At 67.2% G+C, this 15183-nt stretch carries 15 protein-coding genes and 1 pseudogene; 9 read left to right on the top strand and 7 right to left on the bottom strand.

Translation table 11 applies throughout. From position 1 onward, the window contains the following. From ABQE89_RS02615 to ABQE89_RS02605, 3 genes are read left to right on the top strand one after another with little or no spacing between them, the layout of a single operon-like run. Window positions 1–1116 (top strand): TauD/TfdA family dioxygenase, encoded by a 1116-nt coding sequence (locus ABQE89_RS02615; RefSeq protein WP_448413839.1) that lies wholly within the window; start codon window positions 1–3, stop codon window positions 1114–1116. Beyond that, window positions 1113–2186 carry a hydroxyacid dehydrogenase gene (locus ABQE89_RS02610; RefSeq protein ID WP_448413837.1) on the top strand — a complete coding sequence of 358 codons (1074 nt, stop codon included), beginning with the start codon at window positions 1113–1115 and terminating at the stop codon, window positions 2184–2186. Before ABQE89_RS02615 ends, ABQE89_RS02610 begins: the two co-directional genes overlap by 4 nt. Before the next feature lies 1 nt (window position 2187). Beyond that, the gene (locus ABQE89_RS02605) at window positions 2188–3012 is read left to right on the top strand and encodes an enoyl-CoA hydratase/isomerase family protein (protein ID WP_448413835.1); all 825 of its coding nucleotides are present in this window, start codon (window positions 2188–2190) and stop codon (window positions 3010–3012) included. Between the two features lie 6 nt (window positions 3013–3018). On the opposite strand, the gene ABQE89_RS02600 is transcribed toward ABQE89_RS02605, so the two are convergent. Continuing rightward, a complete protein-coding gene (locus ABQE89_RS02600) occupies window positions 3019–4206 on the bottom strand; it encodes an amidohydrolase family protein (protein ID WP_448413833.1) in 1188 nt (395 codons plus the stop codon). Between the two features lie 171 nt (window positions 4207–4377). On the opposite strand from ABQE89_RS02600, the gene ABQE89_RS02595 reads away from it, so the two are divergent. Continuing rightward, a complete protein-coding gene (locus ABQE89_RS02595; RefSeq protein ID WP_448413831.1) occupies window positions 4378–5178 on the top strand; it encodes a TetR/AcrR family transcriptional regulator in 801 nt (266 codons plus the stop codon). On the opposite strand, the gene ABQE89_RS02590 is transcribed toward ABQE89_RS02595, so the two are convergent. Then, window positions 5167–6327 carry an acyl-CoA dehydrogenase family protein gene (locus tag ABQE89_RS02590; RefSeq protein WP_448413829.1) on the bottom strand — a complete coding sequence of 387 codons (1161 nt, stop codon included), beginning with the start codon at window positions 6325–6327 and terminating at the stop codon, window positions 5167–5169. The genes ABQE89_RS02595 and ABQE89_RS02590 overlap by 12 nt on opposite strands. 105 nt (window positions 6328–6432) lie before the next feature. Between ABQE89_RS02590 and ABQE89_RS02585 the strand changes: the two genes are divergently transcribed. Continuing rightward, window positions 6433–7449, top strand: a complete 1017-nt coding sequence (locus tag ABQE89_RS02585) for an acyl-CoA dehydrogenase family protein (protein WP_448413827.1) — start codon at window positions 6433–6435, stop codon at window positions 7447–7449. Here the strand turns inward: ABQE89_RS02585 and ABQE89_RS02580 are convergent. Together ABQE89_RS02580 and ABQE89_RS02575 are read right to left on the bottom strand one after the other, a co-directional pair. Next, entirely contained in the window at window positions 7428–7844 is a 417-nt protein-coding gene (locus ABQE89_RS02580) for a PaaI family thioesterase (RefSeq protein ID WP_448414181.1), read from the bottom strand. The genes ABQE89_RS02585 and ABQE89_RS02580 overlap by 22 nt on opposite strands. A 17-nt stretch (window positions 7845–7861) precedes the next feature. Beyond that, window positions 7862–8770 (bottom strand): enoyl-CoA hydratase, encoded by a 909-nt coding sequence (locus tag ABQE89_RS02575; protein WP_448413825.1) that lies wholly within the window; start codon window positions 8768–8770, stop codon window positions 7862–7864. A gap of 88 nt (window positions 8771–8858) precedes the next feature. Between ABQE89_RS02575 and ABQE89_RS02570 the strand changes: the two genes are divergently transcribed. Then, the gene (locus tag ABQE89_RS02570; protein WP_448413823.1) at window positions 8859–9971 is read left to right on the top strand and encodes an NAD(P)H-dependent amine dehydrogenase family protein; all 1113 of its coding nucleotides are present in this window, start codon (window positions 8859–8861) and stop codon (window positions 9969–9971) included. Then, window positions 9968–10594, top strand: a complete 627-nt coding sequence (locus tag ABQE89_RS02565) for a nitroreductase family protein (RefSeq protein WP_448413821.1) — start codon at window positions 9968–9970, stop codon at window positions 10592–10594. The genes ABQE89_RS02570 and ABQE89_RS02565 overlap by 4 nt, the downstream gene beginning before the upstream one ends. 10 nt (window positions 10595–10604) lie before the next feature. On the opposite strand, the pseudogene ligD reads toward ABQE89_RS02565, so the two are convergent. Beyond that, window positions 10605–11392 (bottom strand): annotated as a pseudogene (gene ligD / locus ABQE89_RS02560) (non-homologous end-joining DNA ligase LigD). A 96-nt stretch (window positions 11393–11488) separates the two neighbouring features. On the opposite strand from ligD, the gene ABQE89_RS02555 reads away from it, so the two are divergent. Together ABQE89_RS02555 and ABQE89_RS02550 are read left to right on the top strand one after the other, a co-directional pair. Further along, a complete protein-coding gene (locus ABQE89_RS02555; protein ID WP_448413819.1) occupies window positions 11489–12058 on the top strand; it encodes a CsbD family protein in 570 nt (189 codons plus the stop codon). 24 nt (window positions 12059–12082) lie between these two features. After that, window positions 12083–12754 carry an IF2 family translation initiation factor gene (locus tag ABQE89_RS02550; RefSeq protein ID WP_448413817.1) on the top strand — a complete coding sequence of 224 codons (672 nt, stop codon included), beginning with the start codon at window positions 12083–12085 and terminating at the stop codon, window positions 12752–12754. 3 nt (window positions 12755–12757) lie between these two features. Here the strand turns inward: ABQE89_RS02550 and ABQE89_RS02545 are convergent, their stop codons facing one another. Next, window positions 12758–13705 carry a DUF808 domain-containing protein gene (locus ABQE89_RS02545; protein ID WP_448413815.1) on the bottom strand — a complete coding sequence of 316 codons (948 nt, stop codon included), beginning with the start codon at window positions 13703–13705 and terminating at the stop codon, window positions 12758–12760. A gap of 37 nt (window positions 13706–13742) precedes the next feature. Then, entirely contained in the window at window positions 13743–15158 is a 1416-nt protein-coding gene (locus ABQE89_RS02540) for an NCS2 family permease (RefSeq protein WP_448413814.1), read from the bottom strand. Window positions 15159–15183 lie beyond the last annotated feature (25 nt).

Raw genomic sequence — 15183 nt, 5'->3', positions numbered from 1 at the left:
ATGCCCACCGCGATCTACACCGAGCAAGTCGCCGACCCGATGGCATGGACCGGCGCCGACTTCTCCAGCAAGGAGGACTTCGCCTTCGACCTGTCGCCACGCAATGTCGCCGCGCTGGAATCCATTCTGGCCAAGACCGCCCACAAGGACCGCGACGACATCACGCCGGCAGACGCCCGGCACCCCGATCTCGACGAGGATCTCGCACGCCTCTACCGGGACCTGATGTTCGGCAAGGGCCTGGCATGCGTGCGCGGCTTCCCGGTCGACCAGCACTCGATCGAGGATCTGGAACGCATCTACTGGGCGTTCTGCACGCACCTGGGTTATTTGGTGTCGAACAATTCCTTCGGTCACCGCATGGTGCGCGTCCAGGAAGAGGTGCTGCCCAACGGGGTTCAGCCCGCCCGCGGTACGAAGTCCAGTGCCGAGCTCGCGATGCACAACGACGCGGCCGACATCCTGTCGCTGCTGTGCGTGTACCCCGCGGCGCAGGGTGGTGAAAGCCAGTTCGCCAGCGGACCGGCCGCGCACAACCGGATCCTCGAGGAGCGTCCCGACCTTCTGCCCGTCCTCTACCAGGGGTTCCCCCATCATCGGCGCAGCGAGCAACCCGACGACCAACCGGACGTGACGCCGTATGACGTACCGGTGTTCTCGCAGATCGACGGGCGCATCTGCATCAACTTCACGTACAGCAGCATCCTGCCCGCGATGCACACACTCGACCGGGAGTTCACCGCCCAGCAGAACGAAGCCATCGAGTTGTTGCGCACCATCCTGGTCGAGCAGCAGGTCGAGTTCCGGCTGGAGTCCGGTGAGGCCGCGGTGGCCAACAACTTCGCGATGTGCCATTCGCGGTCCGACTTCGTCAGCAGCACGGATCCGAAGAAGGCGCGCTGCTTTTTGCGGGCATGGATGGAGGTGCCGCGTGAGGACCGCCGCCTGCCCGTCGGGCGGGAGTACTTCCACATGGAGAACAAGGACCTGCGGCTGGGCTATGACCCGGTTCCCGGACGCGACGGAACGATCGCGCGCAACGACTACAAGAACGTGAACGACGAACTGGCCGACATGTTCAAGGCGGCTCAAGCGAAACCTAAAATCAAGCGATGAGAACCCGCCCGCGGCTGGTCTACGAGAGATGGACCGATCCAGTCGCCGGAGACATCCTGGCCGAAAGTGACGTCGAGGTCGTCAACCTCGACCTCAGCGCTCCCGACGAACAAGGTTGGGCGACACTGGAATCCGCTCACGGGTATCAGGTGGCCACCCGGACCGACGTCGCCTCGGTCACCGACGGCGCGCAGTGGCTGGCGGGGCCGGCGCTTCTGAACCGGTGTCGGCAGCTTCTGGCCGTGTGCTCGGCGGGCGCTGGTTACGACGTGATCGACGTCGCGGCGTGTACGCGCGCGGGAATCGCGGTGTGCAACAACTCCGGGCCGGGCGCCGAGGCGGTGGCCGAACATGCGCTCGGTCTGATGCTCGACCTGGCCAAGAAGATCACCGCAGCCGACCGGGCGCTGCGCAGCGGCCCGCTCGGTGATCGCCTGGCGCTGCGGGGCAGTCAATTGCTTTCCAAGACGCTCGGTGTCGTCGGGCTGGGCGCCATCGGTGGCCGGCTGGTTCAGTTGTGCGCCCCGTTCGGGATGGACATCCTGGTCTTCGATCCCTACGTCGACGAGGCGACCGCCCGGGCCAGGGGGGCGACACTGGTCGGGCTCACCGAACTGGTGGAACGCTCGGACTTCGTTCAGGTCACGTGTCCGTTGACCGAAGAGACCCGCGGGCTGTTCGGCCGCGCCGAGTTCGCCGCGATGAAGCCGTCGGCGTACTTCATCACCACCGCACGCGGTCCGGTGCACGACGAAGCGGCACTCTACGACGCCTTGGTCAGCGGCGCGATCGCCGGTGCGGGGCTCGATGTGTTCCACGAGGAGCCGCCGCGACACGACAACCCGCTGCTGCGGCTCGACAACGTGGTTGCCACACCCCACGTCGCGGGCATCACCGTCGAGGCCGTTCGCGACATCGCGGTCGCCACCGCCGCACAGTGGCAGGACATCTTCGCCGGGCGCATGCCACCCCGGCTGCTCAATCCCGAGGTGTGGCCGCGTTACTGCGACCGCTTCCACGAGATTCTGGGAATCCGACCAACCGCCCGCGACACGGCAGCTGTGGAGTGAGATGAGCAATTACGACACCATCACGTTCGAGGTTTCCGGTCACACCGCCTGTGTGACGCTGAACCGGCCCGACGTGCTCAACGCGATCAACGACGAGATGATCGCCGAGCTCGCCGAGGTGTACGCCGAAATCGAACGTTCGCAAGATATCTGGACTGTGATTGTGACGGGTGCCGGCCGCGCGCTGTGTGTGGGCGCCGACGTCAACAAGGCCGCCGACCACGACATGGAGAACGCGCCGGGCATCGACAATCAAGGCGAGCCCGTGCTGTCCTCGATGCGTCAGTGGGACGCACCGCAGGAGGCGACCCCACCGTGGCTGCAGATGACCAAGCCGATCATCTGTGCGGTCAACGGAATCGCCTGTGGCGCCGGCATGGACCTGGTCACCACCGCCGACATCACGATCGCCTCCGAGCGTGCGGCGCTGATGGATCCGCATGTGAGCATCGGGGTGACGTCGGGCCGGGAGGGGGTCAGGCTCGCGCGAATTCTGCCGCTGCCCGTTGCCATGCGGTTGATCCTGATGGGCAAGCACGAACAACTCGACGCGCAACGCGCCTACGAATTGGGAATCTTCACCGAAGTGGTGGCCCACGACACGCTCATGGAGCGCGCCTGGGAGATCGCCGAAGTCGTGAACTCCAATGCCCCTCTTGCTGTCCGAGGCTCCCGGATGGCGGTGCGCAAGGGCTTGACACTGCCGATCTACGAAGCCGAACTCCTCGCGGAGAACTACCGCATGAAGGTGGCACTGACCAAGGACGCCCTTGAGGGTCCGCGCGCATTCCTGGAGAAGCGCAAGCCGGACTGGAAGGCCCTGTAGCCCCTTCTAGACCATCCCGAAGAAGGTCTTGGCGTTGGTGGACAGGACCTTTCGCTTGGTCTCCAGGTCCAATCCCTCCGTTGCCTTGTTGGCGACGTCGAGGCTCTTGGGCCAGTTCGTGTCGTTGTGTGGGTAGTCGGTCTCGAACATGAGTTGATCGGGCCCGACCAGGTCGAGAATGCGAAACGCCACCGGATCGCCGAAGGTCGAGAACCACACTCGCCCGGGCACCTGCGTGCTCGGAGGCTCGGTCAGCAGCGGGTGGATGCCACCCCACGCGCGCCGGTCCTCCCAGACCTCGTCGACACGTTGCAGGTAGTAGGGGATCCACCCGGCTTGCGCCTCGGCGAAGGCCAGCTTGAGTTTCGGGAACTGCTTGAGCTTGCCGGAGAACAACCAGTCCACCAGCGCGATGGTGCAGTTGACCGCCATCAGCGCGCTGGTGACCACATGGGGGGAGTCCGGGGAAGACTTCGTCAGCGAGGAACTCGAGCCGATGTGCAGCATGATGCCGACGTCGTTGCGCTCACACGCGGCGAAGAACGGATCCCAGTAGCCGCTGTGGATGGACGGCAGGTCCAGCCGCGCCGGTAGCTCCGAGAAACACACCGCGGGCATGCCCTTGGCGGCCACGCGTCCGACCTCCTTGACGGCCAACTCGACGTCCCAGAGGGGGATGATGCCGAGGGGGATCAGCCTGCCGTCGGAATCGCCCGCCCACTCGTCGATCTGGAAGTCGTTGTAGGCCTGCACGCAGAGCAGCGCGAGTTCCTTGTCCTGGCCGTAGAGGAAACGTTGGCCGCAGAAGCGGACGAGCGTGTTCGGGAAGCAGGCGGACGCCTCGATGCCCGCGATGTCCATATCGGCGAGCCGGTCCTTGGGCCGGTAGCAGCCGGGGCGCATCTCGTCGTAGGTGATCGGGTCGGTGGTGAGTTCGTCGACGTCGTAGCCGGCGGCGGCGCTGATGAGTGGAATCGGGATGATCTGATCCTCGTAGTGCCAGATGTCCGCGTCGCGGCCGTTCTCGTCTTCGACGAACGAGACATCCGAGGTGACTGTCGGATCCATGCGTCCGCGGTGCCGGACGATCCTGGGCCCGATTTCGCGGTAGCGCGCAGGCAGCCGGCTGGTCCACAGATCGGCCGGCTCCACCAGATGGTCGTCCGGCGAGACGATCAGGATGTCTGTGCTCACGCTGCACTCCTTCGCAAGCGGCCCGGGGCGGCTGGCCGCGAAACTGTGATTCCCGCATGCGAGAATGGCCGTTTCCAGACTAGCGTACGCGGATCTTCCGGCGAGTCATAGTCGGACACCAGCACGGCTGGGCGTCTCCCGGTTCACAAGAACGCGTATTCTCAAATCATCATGACTGCTAAGAAGCGTGCCGACCAAGAAGTCGAAACCGACCTCGAGCTTGTCGAGGCCGAGATCGAGATGCCGACCAGTTGGCAGGAGCGAACGATCGAGCGACGGCTGAGTCAGGCGCGGGCGCGTGCCCTGGCCCGCAGCTCACGGTTTCTGGCCACGGCGCTCGAACTGGTCGAGGAGTCCGGGCGGGCCGACTTCACCATCCAGACTCTCATCGACCGGTCCAATCTGAGTTTGCGCGCGTTCTATCAACACTTCGCCGGCAAGGAAGAGCTGTTGTTGGCGCTCTACGAGAATGCCACCAGCCAGTTCATCGAGGCGATTCGGCACGAGGTCGCGGCCGCGGAGGGTCCGATGGCGCAACTGGAGGCGTTCTGTCGCGGGTTCCTCTCCCGCGCCGAATCCTCCGAGGCGATCGGCGGCCGCGTGATGACGATCTACAACCTGAGCCTCGAGATCGAGCGTCCCGCGGACTTCGCCAAGATCTGGGAACCGCATCAGAAGCTGCTGACGAAGATCCTCACGTCGTGCTCGCGTGCGGGGTTGGTGCGCAAGGACATGACCCCCGCGCAATTGACGACGCTGCTGAACTCGACGCTGATCGCGCTCGCGCAAATCGGCGTGTTCCATCTGGGTGGCAAGGGCACCGAACTCACCGAGGACCAATTGTGGGCCTGGTGCCTGCAGGCGCTCACTCCGCCCGAAGGAACGGCCACGCCGAAGGCGGTCACCGGCAAGGCGGCGGCGAAGCGCACCACCGCACGCAAGCCGGGCCGGCCCAGAAAGCTAACGGGGTAGCCCGAGTCCACGCGCAGCGATGATCGAGCGCTGCACTTCGCTGGTGCCCGCGTAGATGGTGGTGCCCAGGGAAAACCGCATCAGGTGCTCGAATCGGCCCTGCTCCGGAGCGGACGGCTCGAAGTAGCTGCGCATGGCGTCCGGTCCGATCAGTTCCACGATGTCTTGACTTGCGCGGACCAGGGATTCGGTGCTGAACACCTTCGACATCGGTCCCTCGGCGATCGGGGTCTGCCCCTCCTCGGCCATCCACACGCACCGGCGTTGGAGCAGCATCGAGACTTCGTACTCCATCGCGACCCTCGCGATCCGTCGCCGGACGTCGGGCTTGTCGAGCTGCCGCGCGCCGTCGGGGGCTTCTGCGGTTTCGGCCCAGCGTTCGGCGTGGGTCAGCAGTCGAGCGATATGCGGCCCCCAGCCCGAGGCGTGTTCGTCCTGTAGCGACAGACTCAGCACCTGCCAACCGGCGTCGACCTCGCCGATGCGCCACTCGTCGCCGATGCGGACGTCGCTGAAGAACGTGATGTTGGTGCGCTCACCCGAGAGTGTCCAGACCGCCTGCGCCTCGAAGCCGCTGGACCCCAGCGGCACGAGAAACATCGTCAGACCCTTGTGTTTGGGCTTCTCCGGACTGGTTCGGGCTAGCAGGAAGATGTAGTCGGCGATGTGGCCGTTGGTGGTGAACATCTTGGAGCCGTTGATGATCCACTGGTCACCATCGCGCACGGCCTTGGTGGTCGCCGCCGCGACGTCGCTGCCGCACTCCGGTTCGGTGAACCCGAGCGCGATGGTGACGTCGCCCTTCATGGCGCCGGACAGGATGCGGTCCTGCATCGTCGGATTGCCCACCTCACGGATGATCGAAGCCACCATGCGCGTCGTCTCCGACAGGTATACGGGGGCATCCGAGCGCATCAGTTCTTCGGTGAGCACCTGGTCGTCCCATGCGCTGCGATTCTGACCGCCGTGCTCGGGTGCCCAGGTGGGCGCGAACAAGCCCTTGTCGACCAGGCCCTTGGCAAAGTCGTCGTCGTGTGCGACCCCGCTGCGGTACAGCTGTTCCTCGAATTCGGCCGTCATCACCTCGCGCAGATGGGCCCGGACCTCGGCACGATATGCCTCTGTCTCGGCATCAAGCTGAAAATGCATGGAGTGGAACCGATCCTGTCTCACGAGGCTGGGTGGTCGACGTGGACGATAATGTTACTCTCAAAATTGAGAGTAACCATATCCGGGATGTGATGGGACTGCAGCGTGGACTTGAGCGTTTCCGACGAACAGCGGCAGCTCGTCGACGCGTTCGCAGCCGTCTACCGGCGGGAGTCGACGTCGCAACGGGTGCGCGCTGCCGAACCGCTTGGCTTTGACGCCAAGCTGTGGCAGTCGCTGACAGCCACCGGCCTCGTCGACATGGCGGTCGACGAGGCCGCGGGCGGTGGCGGCGCATCCGAACTGGATCTGGCGCTGATCGCCGAACAGTTCGGCCGCGCGATCGCATCGGCCCCCGTCGTGGAGACACAGGTGGCCGCCCGACTGCTCGCCAGGTGCGGTGACGCCGGAACCGGCCCCCTCGACCGGGCGCTGTCCGGCGACCAACTGGTCACCTTCGCCCCCCGCGCCGCACGCGGTGGCGCATTGGAACTCGTGCCGGGCGGCGCGGTCGCGGATGCGGCCGTGGGGTTTGTCGACGGACGTCTGATCGTCACCCCGGTCGGAACCAACCGCCGCCCGGTGCAGAATCTGGGCTCGCTGCCGCTGGCCGACGTCGACATCGGTGACGCCACCGTGCTCGCCGACGGGGCGGACGCGGCCCGGTTGTTCGACGGCGCCCTGAATCTATGGCTGGTGCTGACTGCCGCGGCACTGGCCGGCGCGGCGAAAACCGCCGTCGAGATCGGTGTCGAGTACGCCAAACAGCGCCATGCGTTCGGCGTGCCGATCGGCTCGTTCCAGGCGGTGTCACATCCGTTGGCCGACAGCGCTACTGCCGCCGACGGAGCGCGGCTGCTGGCGCTGAAGGCGGCGTGTGCGTTCGCCGACGAACCCGAGCGCACCGAAGAACTCGCGGCGATGGCGTTCGCATTCGCCTATGAAACCGCCCGCGACGCCACCTATCGCAGTCTGCACGTCCACGGCGGATACGGCTTCGGCATGGAAAGTGACATCCAGCTCTACTACCGCCGCGTCCGCGGTTGGGCGATGGTGTACGGCGAGTCCGGGGTGGCGCTGGACCGGGTGGCCGACGCCCGCTACGGACCGGTGCCGGGCTGACTCGGCGGGCGTGGATCCATCACTGCGAAGCTCAGCGTCGCGCGCGCAGCGGGCCGGTCCCTGGCCATGTCGACCACGTCGACGGCGACGACGATCAACCGCTTGCCGGCGCGCACCAGGGTGGCGGTCGCTCGCGCGGGCCCACCCATGATCGGCGCCAGGAAGTGGATTGACATGTCCGCGGTGCCCACGCCCGCGGCGGAGTGCGCATGCTTGACCGCCAACCGGCCCGCGGCGACGTCTATGAGGGTGGCGACCAGCCCGCCCTGCAACGCGCCGCGGATGTTGACCAGATCCGGCCTGTGGTGCAGGTCCATGACCACGGTGTCGTCGGTGTCGACGACATCGTAGAAGGGCAACTGGGCGAACAGGTGTCCTTCGATGGTCACCGGCATCGGTTCGCCGGTGGCGGTCATCCGTCGGCTCGCACTTGATCCTTCACCGCCAACACCACCGGGGGCGCGGTGCGCCAATTCGGCACGCCCTGCTCCTCACCCGCGGTGGCGCGCTTGTCGTCGCGCACCCCGACCCAGTGTGAGTGGTTGAGCTGGTGCAGGGTGAAGCAGGAGTGCAGCGCGTTGTAGAAGCCCATGTTGTCCACGGACTGGTTCACCGATTCCTTGATCAGCAGGGCGGCCATCGTGGGCACCTCGGCGATGCGCCGCGCCATTTCCAGCGTGCGGTCGGCCAGTTCGTCGCGCTTGAAGATCTTGCTCACCATGCCGAGCCGGTAGGCCTCCTCGATGTCGATGGCGTCACCGGTGAGCATCAACTCCTTGGTGCGGCGGGGGCCGAACTCCCACGGGTGCCCGAAATACTCCATGCCGCACATGCCCAGCCGTGTTCCGACGACGTCGGCGAACCGGACCTCCTCGCTGCCCACGATCAGGTCGCACGCCCAGATCAGCATCAGGCCCGCCGAGAACACGTCACCGTGGACCTGCGCGATCGTGATCTTGCGCAGGTTGCGCCAGCGCAGGTTGTTCTGGAAGAAGTAGTGCCACTCCTGCAGCATGATCTTCTCCGCACCCTCGCGGGTGCCGCCGTCGATGGCCGCCGTCGGATGCTGGTCGGGCCCCGGCATGAATTCGGCGCGGGCCTGTTTGGAGCCGATGTCGTGTCCGGAGGAGAACATCGGCCCCTCGCCGGCGAGGATCACGACGCGGACGACGTCGTCGGCCTCGGCGCGCCGGAACGCATCGTCGAGTTCGACCAGCATTCCGCGGTTCTGCGCATTGCGGGTCTCCGGGCGATTCAACGAGATCCGCACGATCTGACCGTCATCGAACGTCTCCCACTTCAAGAACTTGTATTCGGTCACGGTCTCCTCCATGGTGTGCGGTAATCGTGTTATCGATATATGAGAAGGTATGTTCTCACAGGTTGGCTGTGGCTACGAAAGGGTGTACATGGCAGACTCGCAGCGCAACCCGAGGGTAATCCTGTGGGGGCCGGGTCAGGTCGGGGTGGGGGCACTGCGGGCGCTGATCGCGCATCCGGGCCTCGAGTTGGCGGGCGTCGTCGTGCATGCCGAAGCCAAGGACGGTCAAGACGCCGGCGCGTTGTGCGGTATGCCCGCGACCGGTGTGATCGCCACCCGCGACATCGAGGCCGCACTGGCACTCGACGCCGACGTGGTGGCCTACTTCGCGTCCGGGGACTACCGCTATCGCGAGGCCGCCGAGGACATCGCCCGCTGTCTGCGGGCCGGAAAAGACGTGGTCACCACATCGCTGGTGCCACTGTGTTATCCGCCGGCCGCCGACACCGAAACCGTCGAACTGATCGAGGCCGCCTGCGCCGAGGGCAACAGCACCTTCTTCAACAGCGGTGTCGACCCCGGCTGGGCCAACGACGTCATCGCGCTGACGATGACTGGCTTCAGCAGCCGCGTCGACACCATCACGATGCTGGAGATCCTCGACTACGCCCCGATCAACCAGCCCGAGATCATGTTCGACTTCATGGGTTTCGGTCATCCTCCGCAGCATCCGGCGCCACTGTTCGACCCCGCCCGGCTGGCCGCCTTGTGGGCGCCGACGGTCCATCTGGTCGCCGACGGTGTGGGCCTTCCGCTAAACCGGGTGGACACGACGATCGAGAAGTGGCTGGCGACCGATCGCTACGAAGTGGCCTCGGGCTGGATCGAACCGGGCACCATGGGCGGCATGCGGTTCAAGCTCGCGGGCATCGTCGACGGCGAGCAGCGCGTGGTGCTCGAACACATCACCCGGATGGGTGAGCACTCCGCGCCCGACTGGCCGCAGCATCCCTCGCCGCACGGTGGCTACCGGGTGATCGTCGACGGTCTGCCCACCTACACCGTCGACGTCGAGATGCACGGCCGCGGAAACAACATGCGCGGGTTGACGTATGCGACCGTGATGCGTGAACTCAACGCGATACCGGCGGTGATCGCGGCGCCGCCCGGACTGTTGTCGACGCTGGATCTGCCGTTGGTGACCGGCCCGGTGCGCGGTGGCCGTTGGACCGGCACGGCGGCGCCGACATACCCGCGATGACCGCCGACGTGTGGGAGGTGATGCGCACCGCCTCGGCGGTGCGGCGGTACCGACCCGATCCCGTCGACGACGCCGTGCTCGAGCGTTGCCTCCAGGCGGCCACCTGGGCACCGTCGGGCGGTAACCAGCAGCCGTGGCGGTTCGTCGTCGTGCGGGCACCCGAAACGCGGGCGGTGATCACGGCCGCCGCGCTGCGCACCTGGGAGGTGATGGCCGAGTTCTATGGCTTCGACGCACCGGTACAGGACGCGACCGATCCGAAGTCGCGGGTACTGCGGGCGATGCGCGAGCACATGCACGTCGGTGGCGCGGCCCCGGTGTGTGTGGTGTTCTGCGTGCAACCGCAGCGCGGTGCGAGCGATCTGCAGCAGGGCGGGTCCATCTTTCCCGCGGTGCAGAACTTCTTGTTGGCGGCGCGGGCGCAGGGCCTCGGTGCCGCGATCACGCTGTGGCACGACGCGTGCGACCGCGAGCTTCGCGAACTGATCGGCATTCCCGAGGATTGGCGGATCGCCACATTGGTCACCGCGGGGTGGCCGCAGGGCGGCCATCACCCGGTGCGCCGCAAGCCGGTGTCGGACGCGGCCGCGGACGACCGATGGGACCACGCCTGGGGCTCGTGACCGAGTAGGGCTAGCCGTCATCCGGTGCGGACGTCCGCCGTTGACGGGCACGGCGCTTGCCCTCGTGCATCGCGGCCACCCGCGCGACCGGGATCGTCCGACCGTGTTCGATCACGTCGGTCGGTAACCGTTGGGGTTCGGGCATCAGTTCCGCCCACGGGTCGCGGTCGGCCAACATGTCGATGGCGGTGTGCACCGTGAAGTCCCCGGGGCGCACCGAGTCCAGATCGGCCCAGGCCACCGGATAGGACACCGGCGTGCCGGGCCGCAGCCGCGGGCTGTAGGCGGCCACGATCGTCGCGCCGCCCGCGCGGGTCGAGTCGACGAACACCTTGCCGCCGCGGTCCTCGACGATGTACGCCGTGGTCGCCACCTCCGGGTCGAGCGCCGCGGCGTGGCGGATCCAAATCGAGCACCAGATGGGTGGGCAGGTAGATGTCGGGGTGCCAGGCCCAGCGTGGGGTGGTATTCGACGGCGCGCTGGTTGGCCAGCCACAGCAGGGTGCGTCGGTCGTCGCACAACGCATAGCGCACCTCCCGCCGCGACGCCTCCGCCCAGATCGACACGGTGCGCACCCAGTCGGGGGTGTAGCGGGGCACATTCTTCTGCATGAACGGCGCGCGGCCCCGCAGCACCCGCAGCACCGTCAACGGGCGGCCGGCCAGGACCGGCAGAATCCGGTCGGCCACCGCGTCGAGATAGTCGGTCAGGTCACGCTTCGTCGCGCCGGCCTGCGGGCTCAGCGGCTGATCGAGGTTGGTCAGATCCACGCCGTCGCGCTGCTCGGAGGCGCTCACCCGGCCCAGCGTAAGCGTGCGACGGGCGCGGTGTGGCGCACGCCACAAATCGTCGTGTCAGGTTTGGCGATCGCGCTGGGTGGAACCACTGTCGACATGACTGAACACCACAAGGCCGGACAGGCCCGCAAGGGCCTCATCGACACGGTCAAGGGCAAGGCGAAGGAAGTTTTCGGCGCGGTGACCGGCAACGATTCGCTGACCGCCGAGGGACAGCTCGAACAGACCCAGGCGCAGGCCCGCAAGGAGGCCAACACCGTGGAGGCCGTCGCCGACGCCGAAACCGAGCAGGCCAGAGAGGATCTCGCCGAGGCCCGGCGGGACGCCGCGGGCGAGCGGATGGCGGTCAACGCCGAGACGCAGGCCGAGAAGTCCGCGATCGAAAACCAGCGGGCCGCCCAGAAGCAGGCGACCACCCAGGCCGCGCACCGTGACCTCGCCAAGGAACGCACCGACGCCGAGGCAGACGCGCAGCGCCGCGCGCGACAGGCCGAGGCCGCCGAGCAGGCGCAGAGTCGCGCCGCGGCCGCCGAGGTCGACGAAGCCCTCGACGACCACCAGCAGGCGGTCCGCGAATCGGCCGGCGCCCGCGCCGAGGCCGACCGCCTGCGGGAGCAGGCCGAGGACTTGACCGCCGAGGCCGACGTGCCCGAAGACCGTCCGTAACCGGTTGACACACAGGAGTTTCAAATGAACATCACCGACATACCCTTCGCGGTGCTGCGGTTTCAGTACTCGCTGGCCCGCTTCCCGCTGCAGGTGATCGGGCACCAGTTGGCGGCCCGGATGGACGACGAGGCACCCGCGCGGCTGTTCTACGAGCGCTCCCTTGGTGTGCTCGACGCGACCGTCGGCAACGCCCTCGGCGACGAGCAGGTCGAACGGCGGGGTGCGGCGCTGATCGAGCGCAGCGACGCCCTACGTCGCGCAGCCCGGTTGGACGCCGAAGCGACGTCGACGATCAAGGCCGCCGGCTCCGAGGTGAACCAGACCCGCGAAGAGGCCAAGCAACGCCAACAGAGCGCCCGCGAAGCCAAGAAGCAGGAAGTCCAGCAGGCGCGCGAGGACACGCAGAAGCGCAAACGGGCCGCGGTCGAGACTGCCCAGAAGCGAATTGCCACCGGTCAGAAGCGGGCCGACGGGGTCGCGGCGCGGCGCAAGGACGACGTCGATGCGGTCAAACGCAGCGAGCAGGCCGGAATCCGGGCCGCCGAGCAGGCCGCCGCGGCACAGGCCGACGCCGAACTCGAGGACGCGTCGCGCAAGCGGGTCGCGGCCGCGGGCAAGCGCGCGCAGGCCGACCGGGTGGAAGACCTCGCCGAGGCCGAAAAGCAGAAGCGCAGGGGCTCGAACGGCTCCTGAGCCTCAGTGGTGGGCGCGGCGGGTGAACGGCAGCAGATGTACGACCGTGGCCACCGCGGCCCCGACGATCAGCCCGATGACCGCGGAGGCGGCCGTGTTGACCAGCCAGGCCAGCGCGGCGCCGACGCCGGGCACCGCGTGACGCACCAGCTCCTCGAGGTGGTGCACCAACCCGTACAGGGCGTGGAAGCCCAGTGTGTCGGTACCCAGTAGCAGGATGTGACCGCCGACCCACAGCATCGCCACCGTGCCGATGATCGACAGCGCGGACAGCACTTTGGGCATCGCGGCGACCAGCGCCCGACCCGTCTTCTGCGCGACCGTCGAGGTGCGCTGGGCCAGGCCGAGGCCGATGTCGTCCATCTTCACGATCAGCGCCACCACGCCGTACACCGCCGCGGTGATGACCAGCGCGACCACCACCAGGATGATCAGCCGCGACCAGAACCGTTCGCCGGCCACCTCGTTGAGCGCGATCACCATGATCTCCGCGGACAGGATGAGGTCGGTGCGGATCGCGCCCGCGGTCATCTGACGCTCGGCGTCGGCGCCGGCGGCCTGGACGGGTGCGCCGTGCGCATCGGAATCTCGGTGGCCGCTGATCCAGCCCCAGACCTTCTCGGCGCCCTCGAAGCAGAGGTAGGTGGCGCCCAGCATGAGGATCGGGGTCACCGCCCACGGCGCGAACTCGCTGAGCAGCAGCGCGGCGGGCAGGATGAACAGCAGTTTGTTGCGCAGCGAACCGATCGCGATCCGCCTGATCATCGGCAGCTCGCGGTCGGCGGTGATGCCCTGGACGTACTGCGGTGTCACGGCGGTGTCGTCGATGACGACCCCGGCCGCCTTGGCGGTGGCGCGTCCGGAGGCCGCGCCGATGTCGTCTATCGATGCTGCGGCCAACCGGGCCAGCGCGGCGACGTCGTCGAGTAGTCCGAACAGACCTGCGCTCATCGCGTCTCCGTCATGACAGGAGGTTACCCACGCTTGCTCACATCCCGATCAGTGATTCGATCCAGCCGCGGGCGAAGTAGACCAGGAAACCGGCGGCGACGATCCACAGCAGCGGGCTGATCTCGCGGGCCTTGCCCGCCGCCGAGCGCAACACCGCCCAGGCGATGAACCCGACGCCGATACCGTTGGCGATGGAGTAGGAGAACGGCATGACGGTCACGGTCAACACGACCGGAAGAGCAACGGAGAACTCGGAGATGTCGATGTGGCGAATGTGGGAGGCCATCATCGCTCCGACGGTCACCAGCGCGGCCGCCGCCACTTCCGTCGGCACGATCGAGGCCAGTGGAGAGACGAACATCGCGACCAGAAACAGCGCGCCGGTCACCATGTTCGCCAGACCGGTGCGCGCGCCTTCGCCGATCCCGGCACCGGATTCGATGAACACCGTGTTGGACGAGGCGGAGGCCGCACCGCCGGCGACCGCGCCCGCGCCCTCGACGATCAACGCCGATCGCAGTCGGGGGAAGGTGCCCTGATCGTCGGCAAGGCCGGCTTCGCGGGCCAGACCGGTGAACGTGCCCATCGCGTCGAAGAAATTCGCGAAAATCAGTGTGAACACGAACATTACGGCCGCGAGGATGCCGATGCGGCCGAAGCTGCCGGACAGGCTGAACTCGCCGACCAAAGACAGGTCGGGCAGCGCGAACGGCGAGCCCGACAGGGTCGGCACCGACAGGCTCCAGCCGCCCGGATTGTCGACCGCCGAGCCGAGGCCCCAGATCGCCTCGATGACGACCGCGAGCACCGTGCCCGAAACCAGCCCGATCAGGATGCCGCCGCGCACCCGGCGCACCACCAGGATGCCGGTCAGAAGCAACGTGACCACGAAGACCACCGTCGGCACGCCGCCGATCGAACCGGCGCCGTCGGCACCGAGGCCCACGGGTGGTGACGCCACCCCCGTCGACCCGATGAACCCGGCGTCGACCAGTCCGATGAACAGGATGAACAGCCCGATGCCCGCCGTGATCGCCAGCTTCAGCTGCATCGGCACCGCGTCGAAGACCAGCCTGCGCAGACCAGTGGCCGCCAGGATCACGATGATCACCCCGTTGATGACCACCAGCCCCATCGCCTCGGCCCACGTCAGCGAGCCGACCAGCGTCGTGGCGACGAAGGAGTTGATGCCCAGCCCGGCGGCGAACGCGAACGGCAGCCGCGCGAACAGGCCGAACAGGATGGTCATCACGCCCGCTGCCAGCGCCGTCACCGCCGAGACCTGGGCGAAGTCCAGCCGGTTGCCCGTGACGTCGGCGCTGCCCGACAGGATGATCGGGTTCAGCACGATGATGTAGGCCATCGCGATGAACGTGACCAGACCGCCGCGCATCTCGGTGGCGACCGTCGACCCGCGCGCCGAGATCTCGAAGAAGCGGTCCAGGCGATTCACCCCTCGACCTTAAGGGGCATGCGGT

It is taken from the genome of Mycolicibacterium sp. XJ1819 (assembly GCF_053483675.1).
This window is presented reverse-complemented; position numbering and strand designations above follow the sequence as displayed.

Excerpts from the sequence above, each read along its gene's own strand:
- ABQE89_RS02615 (WP_448413839.1), top strand. The coding sequence starts at position 1 with ATGCCCACCGCGATCTACACCGAGCAAGTCGCCGACCCGATGGCATGG.
- ABQE89_RS02610 (WP_448413837.1), top strand. The coding sequence starts at position 1,113 with ATGAGAACCCGCCCGCGGCTGGTCTACGAGAGATGGACCGATCCAGTC.
- ABQE89_RS02605 (WP_448413835.1), top strand. The coding sequence starts at position 2,188 with ATGAGCAATTACGACACCATCACGTTCGAGGTTTCCGGTCACACCGCC.
- ABQE89_RS02595 (WP_448413831.1), top strand. The coding sequence starts at position 4,378 with ATGACTGCTAAGAAGCGTGCCGACCAAGAAGTCGAAACCGACCTCGAG.
- ABQE89_RS02590 (WP_448413829.1), bottom strand. The coding sequence starts at position 6,327 with ATGCATTTTCAGCTTGATGCCGAGACAGAGGCATATCGTGCCGAGGTC.
- ABQE89_RS02580 (WP_448414181.1), bottom strand. The coding sequence starts at position 7,844 with ATGCCGGTGACCATCGAAGGACACCTGTTCGCCCAGTTGCCCTTCTAC.
- ABQE89_RS02570 (WP_448413823.1), top strand. The coding sequence starts at position 8,859 with ATGGCAGACTCGCAGCGCAACCCGAGGGTAATCCTGTGGGGGCCGGGT.
- ABQE89_RS02565 (WP_448413821.1), top strand. The coding sequence starts at position 9,968 with ATGACCGCCGACGTGTGGGAGGTGATGCGCACCGCCTCGGCGGTGCGG.
- ABQE89_RS02555 (WP_448413819.1), top strand. The coding sequence starts at position 11,489 with ATGACTGAACACCACAAGGCCGGACAGGCCCGCAAGGGCCTCATCGAC.
- ABQE89_RS02550 (WP_448413817.1), top strand. The coding sequence starts at position 12,083 with ATGAACATCACCGACATACCCTTCGCGGTGCTGCGGTTTCAGTACTCG.
- ABQE89_RS02545 (WP_448413815.1), bottom strand. The coding sequence starts at position 13,705 with ATGAGCGCAGGTCTGTTCGGACTACTCGACGACGTCGCCGCGCTGGCC.